This window comes from Mesorhizobium sp. B2-1-3 (genome assembly GCF_006442495.1).
Classification (GTDB): Bacteria; Pseudomonadota; Alphaproteobacteria; order Rhizobiales; family Rhizobiaceae; genus Mesorhizobium.
This window is the reverse complement of sequence record NZ_VFWL01000009.1, coordinates 169,834-181,841: the sequence shown is the minus strand read 5'-3', so window position 1 is coordinate 181,841 and position 12,008 is coordinate 169,834. Positions and strand designations below refer to the sequence as shown.

Here is a 12,008-nt window from a genome sequence, read left to right as displayed (position 1 = left end):
TTGGACAATCGCCACGCAAAACTATATCTGCGTAAAATTAAGGCAGCAGGAATTTCAAGACGATGACAGGCGATGAAAACAGTGGCGCAATGGTTGAGGGCGAGGACACCTCGCTTCTGATCGTCGACGACGACAAACCGTTCCTGACCCGTCTGGCCCGCGCCATGGAAACCAGGGGGTTCGTGGTCGAAACGGCCGAGAGCGTCGAGGAGGCGGTCGGCAAGGCACGCGCCAATCCGCCCGCCTACGCGGTGGTCGATATGCGGCTTGGCGACGGCAACGGCCTCGACGTCGTGGCCGCCATCCGTGAGAAGCGCGAGGATTCCCGCGCGATCATCCTGACCGGCTACGGAAACATCGCCACCGCGGTGACGGCGGTGAAGCTCGGCGCCGTCGACTATCTGTCGAAGCCGGCCGACGCCGACGACGTCTTTGCCGCGCTAACCCGCACGGCCGGCGAGCGCGCCGCGCCCCCGGAAAATCCGATGTCGGCCGACCGCGTGCGCTGGGAGCACATCCAGCGTGTCTACGAAATGTGCGAGCGCAACGTCTCCGAGACCGCGCGCCGCCTCAACATGCATCGCCGCACCCTGCAGCGCATCCTGGCCAAGCGCGCGCCGCGCTAGAGCGCGATGTGCTGAGCATTCCTTCGGACCGGTTTCTGCTTACGGGGAAGCATCCAATTGTCGAACTCGGCGCCGCCCCTCACCTGCCTGCCGGCATCCTCTCCCCGTATAGTGACGGGGAGAGGGGCGCTGTCATCGCCGATTTCGCTAACCACCAGCGTTGCAAAAAGGCGCCGACGCTGCGGCCAGCCTCTTTCTCCCCGTCACTATACGGGGAGAAATGCCCGGCAGGGCAATGAGGGGCGCCGCCGGCCTCGACAATAAGCCTGCCGAACAGGCGGCATAACGGAGGGTGAAATGCGGGACTTGAAACAGCGGCCGGTTTCCGTCTTGCGCGAATTTCTCGACAGCGAGGCGGCCGGCGGCATCATGCTGATGGTAGCGGCGGCATTGGCCTTGATCGTCGCCAACTCACCGCTCTCCGGAACCTATTTTGCCGTCCTCCACGCCTATCTCGGCCCGCTCAGCGTGTCGCATTGGGTCAATGATGGACTGATGGCGGTGTTCTTCCTGCTCGTCGGCCTGGAGATCAAGCGCGAGATGCTGGACGGCCAGCTCTCGACCTGGCCGCGCAGGGTGCTGCCCGGCATCGCGGCGGCCGGCGGCATGGTGGTGCCGGCGCTGGCCTATGTCGCCATCAACCGTGACAACGCGGGCGCGCTGTCCGGTTGGGCGATCCCGACCGCCACCGACATCGCCTTCGCGCTCGGCGTGCTGTCGCTGCTCGGCAGCCGCGTGCCGGCCTCGCTGAAGATATTCCTCACCGCCCTTGCCATCATCGACGATCTCGGTGCGGTCATCATCATCGCGATCTTCTACACCAGCGGTCTGTCGCTTGCCTATTTGGGCGCCGCCTTCGCGGTGATCGCCGCGCTTGTCGTGCTCAACCGCATGCGGGTGATGAGCCTCGTGCCTTACCTCGTGCTCGGCGCGATCCTGTGGGTGCTGGTGCTGAAGTCGGGCGTGCATGCCACGCTTGCCGGCGTGGCGCTGGCCCTGACCATTCCGCTCGAACGCACCGCCGGCATCGAACACGATCTCGATCATTCGCCGCTGCACCGGCTCGAGCACGGCCTGCACGCAATAGTGCCCTTCGTCGTCATCCCCATCTTCGGCTTCGCCAATGCCGGCGTTTCGCTGGCGGGCCTCAGCGTCGGCGCGCTGTTCGAGCCGCTGACGCTCGGCGTCGCCGCCGGCCTCGTCGTCGGCAAGCTGGTCGGCGTGTTCGGTTCCTCCGCGCTCGCCATCCGCTTCGGTCTCGCCGACCTGCCGGCCCATGCCGGTTGGCTGCACATGATCGGCATCTCGCTGCTGTGCGGCATCGGCTTCACCATGAGCCTGTTCATCGGCCTGCTCGCCTTCGCCAACGACGTGGCGCTGCAGGACGCGGTCAAGGTCGGCATTCTCTCCGGCTCCCTGGTCGCGGCGCTGCTCGGAGCGGCGGTCCTGCTGATGGCGCCGGCGGCGACTGAGGTGGATGAAAGCGAGGAGTAGGGGCGTATCAGCGACTTCAATGCACTCTTTTCGAGGTCGCGCTGCCCCTCATCTGCCTGCCGGCATCTTCTCCCCGTATAGAGACGGGGAGAAGGGGTGACGCGACCCCTTGGCGTTTTCTTCCATAAGTTGGCGAATCGCCGATGACAGCACCTTTCTCCCCGTCTCTATACGGGGAGAAATGTCCGGCAGGACAATGAGGGGCGGCGCCGTCGGTTGCGTTCTATCTCCTGCCTGTCAGCCTATTCGCTCTCCCCCTCCAGCGCCGGCACGGCCACTCCGGCGAGTTCCGCCGCCAGCAGCCGCGCCGCGCCGGCCCGCGCGATGCGCAGCATCAGCGCCTTGCGTGTCGCCGCCGCCATGCGGTGCTCGGGCGCCTCGCGCAAAATCTCGGCGCCATAGCCGTCGGAGAGGATGAAGCCGCATTCTTCGGGAAAAATCTCCGCCGGCACGCCGGGATGGGTGGCGAAGAAGAAGCGATCCGAGTGCAGCCGGTAGTCGGGCCATTTGCGGTCGACGCGAAAATCCTCGACCGAGGACTTGATCTCGATGATCCAGATGTCGCCCTGGCGGGTCAGCGCCACGAGGTCGGCGCGGCGGCCGGTCGCCAGGGACAGTTCGGGCAGCACATGCGCGCCCATTTCGCGGAGCAGCCGCTGCACCCCGCGCCGCACCAGCATGGCGCGTTCAGACTGGCGGCCATCGATGAGCGGGTTCAGGGGAATCGGTGAGATGATTGGCATGACGGGACCATGCCAGATTTTGTTCACGATTTGAACCCGTACCGCTCATTTGGTGGCCACCCAAATCAATGGGTGCTCGATGGCATGAGCAGGCACGGAGAACCGTATGGCCACCTTCACTTTCCGTGATGGGTGAACGTGGCGGGACGACCTACGGCGCGGGAGAAGTCCTGGCGTTTATGAGCGACCAGGCCCCGTCGTTTCGATCGTAACCGGCACGCCCTGGCGCAACGAGTTGCTGACCGTCGAAACCGCGCTGGCACGGTCAATGATCCTTTGGGGATCGGACCCGTCCAAGGTCTCGCAGGAAACCGTCATCCTTGCTGCGGTCGCCAGCAGGGGCTTGCCGTCGAGATCAAGCCTCACCGAGACGGCGATCCTGCCGAGTTTCACGCCGATCTCGTCGGCGACATAGCGAAGGTCGTTGCAGAAGCAGCCGCCAATCGCCAGCGCCAGCAGCTGGCCGCCATTGAAGCCCAGGCCCATGCCGCCGGCCTTGCCCTCGGCCCGGTCGACGACGATCGTGTGGCCGCCGGCCCAGCCCATGGCGGCTTCGGTGCCTTCGACATTGTGCAGTTCGACAGTCATCGAGGCCATCGGCATCCTCCCTCCGTAGCCGAGAGGCGTCGGGCCTGGCCGGCACGGATCTATGCGACCGTGACGGCTTTATCGCCGAGCGGCGCGGTTCCCGCAATGTCATCGATGATCGGGCAGTCCGGCCGGTCGTCGCCATGGCAGGCCTGGACGAGCTTCTGCAGGGTCGATCGCATCGACTGCAGCTCGCGCACCTTCTCCTCGATCGCCCTGACATGGGCGGTGGCGATCTCGCGCACGTCGTGGCTGGCGCGGCTGCGGTCCTGGTAAAGCGCCATCAACTGGCGGCAATCGTCGATGGAAAAGCCCAGGTTGCGGGCACGGCGCAGGAAGGTCAGCCGATGGATGTCGTCGCCCGAATAGTCGCGATAGCCGTTGCCGGCACGCGCAGGCGCGATCAGGCCGATTTCCTCATAGTAGCGGATGGTCTTGGCTGGCAGACCGGAACGCTGGGCGGCGTCGCCGACATTCATGGTTGTTCCTCGATTCCTGCTGGCCCGAGAGTCATGGCCATTGAATTTCCTTCACAATCCGGTGAAGGCTGTTGCCGAAATGCCGCAGTTGCTGGCTTACCGGCAGGTGAGGTCTTGCATATAGGCATCGCGTACTTGGCAAGCAAAGCAAATGCCAGCATGAATGATGGCAAGAAAGCGGCCGACTCGTGCCGCGGATGTTTGGCGGGGCACGGATCACCTCATGCGCATGAAGTCGCTTGCAGTAATTGCCGCACTGGCGCTGTCCACCGCACTCGCCGGTTGCAGCACCATTGGCGGGCAGATATTCTCCAACGACTATGGCGCGGTGACCGACGCCGGCTACCAACTGCCGCGCATCCCGATCGAAAAGGTGCCCGCGAAGTATCACCGGCAGGAGGTGAACTACGACACCAAGGAAAAGCCGGGCACCATCATCGTCGATACGCAGAACAAGTTCCTCTACTTCGTCGAGGGTGACGGCCGGGCAATTCGCTACGGCATCGGCGTCGGCCGCGAGGGCTTCGAGTGGCATGGCACCGCCCATGTCGCCATCAAGCGCGAATGGCCGACCTGGACGCCGCCATCGCAGATGATCAAGCGCCAGCCGGAACTCGCCAAGTTCGCCGGCGGCATGGAGCCGGGCCTGAAGAACCCGCTCGGCGCGCGCGCTCTGTACCTGTTCAACAAGGGCGGTGACATGGGCTATCGCCTGCATGGCAGCCCGGAATGGAACTCGATCGGCAAGGCGATGTCGTCGGGCTGCATCCGGCTGATGAACCAGGACATCATCGACCTTTACGATCGCGCCGAGGTCGGCGCCAAGGTCATCGTTCTCTGACCGTGACCGCGAGGTTCATGGTCAAAACCGTTCGTACGCGGACCGTCTAGGCAACAACGGACGTCCCCAACAAAAAACCGGGCAATTCGGCCCGGTTTTTTGTTGCTTGCATTTGAGAATCGTCGCCCCTTCGGCGAAGGCGAACGGTCAGGCGACCTGTTCGACCTGCTGGACCTCGGGAACGAAGTGGCGGAGCAGGTTCTGGATGCCGTGCTTCAGCGTCGCCGTCGATGACGGGCAGCCGGCGCAGGCGCCCTTCATGTGCAGGAACACGGTGCCGTTCTCGAAGCCGCGGAAGGTGATGTCGCCGCCATCCTGGGCCACTGCCGGGCGCACCCGTGTGTCGAGCAGCTCCTTGATGGTGATGACGAGTTCCTCGTCGGCCTTGTCGTAGAACTCGCCGGTCTGGCTGGTCTCCGCGGCCGGGCCGGCATTGGCCATGACAGGCGCGCCGGACATGAAATGCTCCATGATGGCGCCCAGGATCGCTGGCTTCAGATGCTGCCAGTCGGGCCCGTCCTTGGTCACGGTGATGAAGTCGTAGCCGAAGAAGACGCCGGTGACGCCCGGTATTTCGAACAGCCGGCCGGCCAGCGGCGAGGCCGTCGCCGCACTGTCGGCATCACGGAAATCGGCGGTGCCTTCCAAGAGCACTTCCTTGCCGGGCAGGAATTTCAGCGTCGCCGGGTTTGGCGTCGATTCGGTCTGGATGAACATGGCCGTCTCCGTGCCCGTCTCGGGCAGATAGTTTGGAATAATTCTAAATAAGCTCTATCGGCTGGACATTCAAGCGAAACGCGTCGCCCGAACGGCTGGCTGGCGGAATGTTTTTGCTGGCTGGGGATCGAAATCCCTGGCGGGCTTCAGGCGAGGCTGTCGATCTCCTCGTCCGACAGGTTTTGCGGCACCACGGTCACCGGGATAGGGAAGGCGGCGCCCTTGCCGGCCACGGCGCCGACCAGCGGCCCGGGCCCTTCCTTGCCGGCGCCGGCCGCCAGCACCAGGATGGCGATATCCTGGTCTTCCTCGATCAGCTTGTGGATCTCTTCGGTGGGCTTGCCCTCGCGCACCACCATCTCCGGTTCGATGCCGAGCTTCTGGCGCACCTTGTTGGCATAGCTGTCGAGCGCGGTGCGTGCGGTGGCGGTCGCCTCCTCGCGCATGATCTTCTCGACGCCCAGCCAGTGCTGGAAATCGTCCGGTTCGATGACATAGAGCAGCACCAGCACGCCGCTGGTGCTCAGCGCCCGCTTCGAGGCGTAGGCGACGGCGCGCTCGCATTCGGGCGTATCGTCGATGATCGCCAGGAACTTCCGGCGATGTCCGGCTTCGCGGCTGAGGCGTTTGGAGACCATGTCTATTTACTCGATGTCATTTCGGCCGCAATCTGCCACTGCGGCTGACCGGCGGCAAGCCGCCGGTCTTTGGCCGGTATGGTGCGGGGCATAAGGATGCGGATCAGTCCTGCAGCAGCCCGATGATGTCGCGCACCGTCTTCATCGTCGCTTCGGCCAGCACGCCGGCGCGCTCGCCGCCGTCCCGCAGTACCGCGTCGACATAGGCGCGGTCATCGGAAATGCGGCGCATTTCGGCGGCGACGGGAGCCAGTTTTTCGACTGCCAGGTCGGCCAGTGCCGGCTTGAACACCGAAAACTGCTGGCCGCCGAACTCCTTCAGCACCGCCTCTTTCGATATGTCGGCAAGACCGGCATAAATGCCGACCAGGTTTTCCGCTTCCGGCCGGGTGGCGAGGCCGTCCACTTCGCTCGGCAAGGCTTCCGGATCGGTCTTGGCCTTGCGGATCTTCTTGGAGATGGCGTCGGCATCGTCGGTCAGATTGATGCGCGACAGATCCGACGGGTCCGACTTCGACATCTTCTTGGAGCCGTCGCGCAGGCTCATGATGCGCGCCGCCGGCCCGCCGATGACCGGCTCGGTGATCGGAAAGTAGCCGTTCACAATTTCCTCTCCGACCTGCATCTCGACGCCGACGCCAAGACCGGCGATGCGGTCCGAAAAGTCGTTGTTGAATTTCTGGGCGATGTCGCGCGTCAGTTCCAGATGCTGCTTCTGGTCCTCGCCGACCGGCACATGGGTGGCGCGGTAGAGCAGGATGTCGGCTGCCATCAGCGAGGGATAGGCAAGCAGGCCGAGCGAGGCGTTCTCGCGGTCCTTGCCGGCCTTGTCCTTGAACTGCGTCATCTTGTTCATCCAGCCGATGCGCGCCACGCAGTTGAAAATCCAGGCGAGCTCGGCGTGCTGCATCACCCGCGACTGGTTGAACACGATGTGCTTCTTCGGATCGATGCCGGAGGCCAGGAATGCCGCGGTGATGGAGCGCGTCTGGTCCTTGAGGTCGTCATAAACCAGCTGGGCCGTCAGCGAATGCAGGTCGACGACGCAGTAGATGCAGTCGGACGTCTCCTGCAGGGCGACGAATTTCTTGATGGCGCCGAGATAGTTGCCAAGATGCAGATTGCCGGTTGGCTGGACGCCGGAGAAGACGAGTGGCTTGAAGGCGGACATGGTTTCCTCGTGGCTTGTGGAGGGCCGTATAAGCGTGATTCCGAAAAGTTGCAGACTTTTCGGAGCCAATCACGCGGCTGGAAACCGCGTGCGGCGAAAGTCTTGCGACGGCGCGCTTATGGACGAACATGACGCTGCGATCAAGACTGCTATTGCAGTCGGGCTGCCCGGCCTACTCGTCCAGCTCGGCGTTTACGGCTGGTGGTGTCGCTTTGCCTGAGCCGCGCTTCACATTGCGGCGGATCATGCCGAAATCGGCGCCGCCGCTGGCAAAGGCCGTGACGAAGTAGAGCAGCGCCCCGCCGGCCACCAGCCCCAGCAGCGTCGTCGCCTTGACGACCAGCGGCGAGCCGGAGCCGAGCCTGGCGCTCAGCCAGTGTTCGGCGAAATAGAGGGCGACGCCCATCACCGCCGCCGAGAGCACCAGACGCGGAATGCGCTTCAAAAGAGGCACGTCGCGGCCCCAATGGCCGCGCCGGATCAGCACCCCGAGCAGCATCAGCGCGTTGACCCAGCCGGCCACCGCCGAGGCCACGGCGATGCCGGGCGCGCCCATCCTCGGAAACAGCGTCAGCGCGGTGGCGACGTTCACCGCCACCGAGATGGCGGCGAAGATCATCGGCGTGCGTGTGTCCTCGCGGGCGAAATAGCCCGGGGTGAACGCCTTGATCAGCACGAAGGCCGGCAGGCCGAGCCCGAAGATCGCCAGGATCGCCGCCACGACAGGCGTCGAATGGTTGGCGGCGAACGCGCCGCGCTCATAGACCAGCCGCACGATCGGCTCAGACATGACCCAGAGCGCCACCGCAGCCGGCAAGGTCATGAACAAGGTGAATTCGACCGAGCGGTTCTGCAGATTGGCCGCCTCGATCAGATTGCCCGACTTCAGCGCCCGCGACAGTTCCGGCAACAGCACGATCGCAACGGCGACGCCGACCACGCCAAGTGGCAGCTGGTAGACGCGGTCGGCATAGGCGAGCGAGGAGACGGCGCTGTCCTGCGCCGAGGCGATGGCGGTGCCGATCAGCTGGTTGATCTGGGTGATGCCGCCGGTGATCGCCGCCGGCAGCGCCAGGATCAGGAGCCGCTTCACGTTCGGCGTCATCTTCGGCCGGCGGAAACCGATCGAGATGCCGGCGTTGCGAACCGCCACCCAGACGATGGCGAGCTGCACGAGGCCCGCCGCCAGAACGCCCCAGGACAGGCTGAAGCCGACGGCATGCGCATCCAGCCCATGATACCAGGCATAGCCAAGCACGCTGATCAGGATGATGTTGAGAAAGGCAGGCGCGATCGCCGCGGCGAAATAGCGGCGTAGCGAATTCAGCATGCCCGCCATCATGGCGGCCAGCGACATGCAGATGAGATAGGGGAACATGATCGTCGCCAGAGTGACGGTCGTCTCGAACTTTCCCGGCGTGTCGGCGAAACCCGGCGCCACCAGGTAGCGCACGATCAGCGGCATCGCCAGTTCCATGGCGATGGTCAGCGCCAGCAGCGCCGTGAACAGCACCCCGAACACTTCCTCTGAAAAGCGCTTGGCGCCGTCGGTGCCGTGCGTCTCGATCTCCTTGGCGAACAGCGGCACGAAGGCGGCGTTGAAGGCGCCTTCGGCGAACAGCCGGCGAAAGGTGTTGGGAAACTGGAAGGCGGCGTTGAAGGCGTCGGCCACCGGCCCGGTGCCCAGTGCTGCCGCCATCAGCATCTCGCGGCCGAAACCGAGCGCGCGGCTCATCAGCGTGCCGGAAGCGACCGTAGCGAATTTCTTGACGAGGCTCATGCGTTTGGAGACTGCCTGCGCGATTGGGACAAAGTGATGGTGGCGCTCACTCGGCGGCGGCCCTGGTCCTGCTGCCGCGTTCGGAGGCCGTGCCCTCGAGCGTCGCCGTCAGCCGGTTACGGATGGTGGTGGTGCGTGACGGGCTGTCGATCTTCTGGCCGGTGAGGTCGGTGACATAGAACGTATCGATCACCTTTTCGCCGAAGGTGGTGATGTGGGCCGACGCGATGTCGAGCGACAGGTCGGACAGCGTTCCGGTGATCTCCGACAACAGACCCGGCCGGTCCAGCCCCTCGACCTCGATCACCGAAAATCGGTTCGACAGCGTGTTGCGGATTTCGGCGCGCGGCGCGATCCGGAAGACCTTGGCGCCGCGCTTGGGCTTGGTGCGCTTCTCGATCATCTCCGGCAGCCAGCTCTTGCCCGACAGCACGTCCTCGATCAGCCGCCCGACGCGCTCGGCGCGCCGGCGCTCGTCCTCGTCGCGGTCGAACTCCCTCGAGATCAGGATCGTGTCCAGTGCGCGGCCATCCGAGGTGGTGAAGATCTGCGCGTCGACGATGTTGCCGCCGGCCGCCGCACAGGCGCCGGCGATCACCGACAGCAGGCGCGGATGGTCCTGCGCCAAAACGGTGATCTCGGTCACCGCCTCGAACTGGTGCGTCTTGACCATGGTGGCAAGCTTGTTGCCGGACGCATCCGCCTCGCGGATGAATTCGGCGTGGCGAAGCTGGTCCGGCAGGTCGACGGTCAGCAGGTAATTCTCATAGTGCAGGCCGACATAGCGTTTGCGGATCTTGTCGGGCCAGCCGGCGAGCGCTTCGGCCAGGCACTCGCGCGCCGCCGCCGTGCGCTGGGCGCGCGACACTTCCGAGAAGCCGCCGGTGAGCAGCAGTTCGGTCTCGTAGTACAGCGTGCGCAGCAACTGGCCCTTCCAACCGTTCCAGACGCCCGGTCCGACGCCCCTGATGTCGCAGACGGTGAGGATGAGAAGCAGCTTCAGCCGCTCGACGGACTGCACGATCGAGGCGAAGTCCTCGATCGTCTTGCGATCGTTGAGATCGCGCGTCTGCGCCGTCATCGACATGACCAGATGGTTCTCGACCAGCCAGGCCACCGTTTCGGTGTCGGTGGTCGAAAGTCCCATATGCGGGCAGATGCGCCGGGCGATCCGGGCGCCGGCTTCCGAATGGTCCTCCGGCCTGCCCTTGGCGATGTCGTGCAGCAGCACGGCGACGTAGAGCGCCTCGCGGCTCTTTCTCAGTCCCGGCATCAGCGAATGCGACAGCGGATGCACCTTCTCGCCGTCGCCGCGCTCGATCTCGGCCAGCACGCCGATGCAGCGGATCAGATGCTCGTCGACCGTGTAGTGGTGGTACATCGAGAACTGCATCATGGCGACGATCTTGCCGAAATCGGGGATCAGCCGGCCGAGCAGCCCCGCCTCGTTCATGCGGCGCAGATTGAGCTCGGCGTTGCGGTCCGAGGTCAGGATGTCGAGGAACAGCCGGTTGGCCTCCTCGTCGCGCCGGAGCGATTTGTTGACCAGGCCGAGCGAGCGGGTGAGCAGCTTCAGCGCGTCGGGGTGAAACTCCAGCCCGTGCTTGTCGGCGAACCAGAACAGCCTGAGCAGATTGACCGGATCGCGCTCGAACACCTGGTCGTCGGCGATGTTGATACGGTGGTTGTCGACGATGAAATCCGACGTGCCGGCAAGCTTGCGCTTGCGGCGCTGGAAGGTGAGGAAGATGCGGTTGAAGCCCGGCACATGCTTGGCCTGCTCCTCTTCGAGCGCGGCGCAGAAGATGCGGGTCAGGTCGCCGACATCCTTGGCGACGAGGAAATAGTGCTTCATGAAGCGCTCGACCGCCGACAGGCCGGGATGCGTGGTGTAGCCCAGCCGCTCCGCGATCTCGCGCTGGATGTCGAAATGCAGCCGCTCCTCGGCCTTGCCGGTGAGGAAATGCATGTGACAGCGCACGGCCCACAGGAAATCCTCGGCCTTCTGGAACTCGCGGTATTCGGCCTGCGTGAAGACGCCCTTCTCGACCAGCTCCTCGCCGGTGCGCACCCGGTAGAAATATTTGCCGATCCAGAACAGCGTCTGCAGGTCGCGCAGGCCGCCCTTGCCGTCCTTGACGTTGGGCTCGACCAGATAGCGGCTTTCGCCGGCCTTGGCATGGCGCTCGTCGCGTTCGGCGAGCTTGGCCTGCACATATTCCGGTCCGGTGGTGCGCACCACCTCATGGTCGAAGCGCAGCATCAGTTCGTCGTAGAGCTTCTGCTCACCCCACAGGAAGCGCGCTTCCAGGATCGAGGTGCGGATGGTGATGTCGGTGCGCGACAGCCGCAGGCATTCCTCGATGTTGCGGGTCGCGTGGCCGACCTTCAGCCCGAGGTCCCACAGCATGTAGAGCATGTATTCGACTGTCTGTTCGCCCCACGGCGTCTGCTTGTAGGGCAACAGGAACAGGAGGTCGATGTCGGATCCCGGCGCCAGCGTGCCGCGCCCATAGCCGCCGACCGCGACGACGGCCATGCGTTCGGCCACCGACCGGTTCTTTACCCGGTAGACATGGGTCGCGACAAAATCGTAGAGCGCCCGGATCAGCTCATCCATCAGATGCGACAGCCGCTCGGCGCAGGCATTGCCGCCGCCATCCTGCTTCAGCATGGCCTCGGCTGTTTTGCGGCCCGCGGCGAGCCGGCCCTTGAGAAGCTGGAGAACCCCGGCGCGGGCGGCCGATCCGGAGCCGTCCCCGGTCGTGGCCGCCGTCAGCGCGGTCATCTCGCGGCGCAAGGCGTCGCCGTCGATCAGTTCATCGAGCTTCAGGGAGATTTTCGCCATGGTACCGGTTGGCCTTGCCTTTTGGGCGGCGTCTATAGCGCGTTTCCGCGGCGCTGGGTATGGGGGCGGGTTGACGCGTTTCC

At 64.6% G+C, this 12,008-nt stretch carries 11 protein-coding genes; 3 read left to right on the top strand and 8 right to left on the bottom strand.

All coding sequences use genetic code 11. The features are described from left to right. Window positions 1-62: 62 nt before the first annotated feature. Both FJ973_RS17075 and nhaA read left to right on the top strand, forming a co-directional pair. A complete protein-coding gene (locus tag FJ973_RS17075; protein ID WP_140497143.1) occupies window positions 63-626 on the top strand; it encodes an ActR/PrrA/RegA family redox response regulator transcription factor in 564 nt (187 codons plus the stop codon). 297 nt (window positions 627-923) lie between these two features. After that, complete coding sequence (nhaA, locus tag FJ973_RS17065) at window positions 924-2,120, top strand: Na+/H+ antiporter NhaA (RefSeq protein WP_140556851.1); 1,197 nt, start codon at window positions 924-926, stop codon at window positions 2,118-2,120. A 242-nt stretch (window positions 2,121-2,362) separates the two neighbouring features. On the opposite strand, the gene FJ973_RS17055 is transcribed toward nhaA, so the two are convergent. From FJ973_RS17055 to cueR, 3 genes are all read right to left on the bottom strand, one after another. Beyond that, window positions 2,363-2,863: an MmcB family DNA repair protein gene (locus tag FJ973_RS17055; RefSeq protein ID WP_140513550.1), complete on the bottom strand. Its 501-nt coding sequence runs from the start codon at window positions 2,861-2,863 to the stop codon at window positions 2,363-2,365. 177 nt (window positions 2,864-3,040) lie between these two features. Continuing rightward, window positions 3,041-3,460 carry an OsmC family protein gene (locus FJ973_RS17050; RefSeq protein WP_140556849.1) on the bottom strand — a complete coding sequence of 140 codons (420 nt, stop codon included), beginning with the start codon at window positions 3,458-3,460 and terminating at the stop codon, window positions 3,041-3,043. A 50-nt stretch (window positions 3,461-3,510) separates the two neighbouring features. Then, on the bottom strand, window positions 3,511-3,930 hold the full coding sequence (cueR, locus tag FJ973_RS17045; protein WP_140497137.1) for a Cu(I)-responsive transcriptional regulator: 420 nt from the start codon (window positions 3,928-3,930) through the stop codon (window positions 3,511-3,513). Between the two features lie 223 nt (window positions 3,931-4,153). Between cueR and FJ973_RS17040 the strand changes: the two genes are divergently transcribed. Next, window positions 4,154-4,771 (top strand): L,D-transpeptidase, encoded by a 618-nt coding sequence (locus FJ973_RS17040; protein ID WP_140497135.1) that lies wholly within the window; start codon window positions 4,154-4,156, stop codon window positions 4,769-4,771. A 147-nt stretch (window positions 4,772-4,918) separates the two neighbouring features. On the opposite strand, the gene FJ973_RS17035 is transcribed toward FJ973_RS17040, so the two are convergent. From FJ973_RS17035 to FJ973_RS17015, 5 genes are all read right to left on the bottom strand, one after another. Continuing rightward, complete coding sequence (locus tag FJ973_RS17035; protein WP_140497133.1) at window positions 4,919-5,488, bottom strand: NifU family protein; 570 nt, start codon at window positions 5,486-5,488, stop codon at window positions 4,919-4,921. 146 nt (window positions 5,489-5,634) lie between these two features. Next, window positions 5,635-6,126: a universal stress protein gene (locus tag FJ973_RS17030; protein WP_140497131.1), complete on the bottom strand. Its 492-nt coding sequence runs from the start codon at window positions 6,124-6,126 to the stop codon at window positions 5,635-5,637. Between the two features lie 103 nt (window positions 6,127-6,229). Further along, complete coding sequence (gene trpS / locus FJ973_RS17025) at window positions 6,230-7,297, bottom strand: tryptophan--tRNA ligase (protein WP_140497129.1); 1,068 nt, start codon at window positions 7,295-7,297, stop codon at window positions 6,230-6,232. A 172-nt stretch (window positions 7,298-7,469) separates the two neighbouring features. After that, window positions 7,470-9,077, bottom strand: a complete 1,608-nt coding sequence (murJ, locus tag FJ973_RS17020; RefSeq protein ID WP_140556847.1) for a murein biosynthesis integral membrane protein MurJ — start codon at window positions 9,075-9,077, stop codon at window positions 7,470-7,472. Window positions 9,078-9,123: 46 nt separating this feature from the next. Beyond that, window positions 9,124-11,925: a [protein-PII] uridylyltransferase gene (locus FJ973_RS17015; RefSeq protein ID WP_140512962.1), complete on the bottom strand. Its 2,802-nt coding sequence runs from the start codon at window positions 11,923-11,925 to the stop codon at window positions 9,124-9,126. Between the last annotated feature and the right edge of the window lie 83 nt (window positions 11,926-12,008).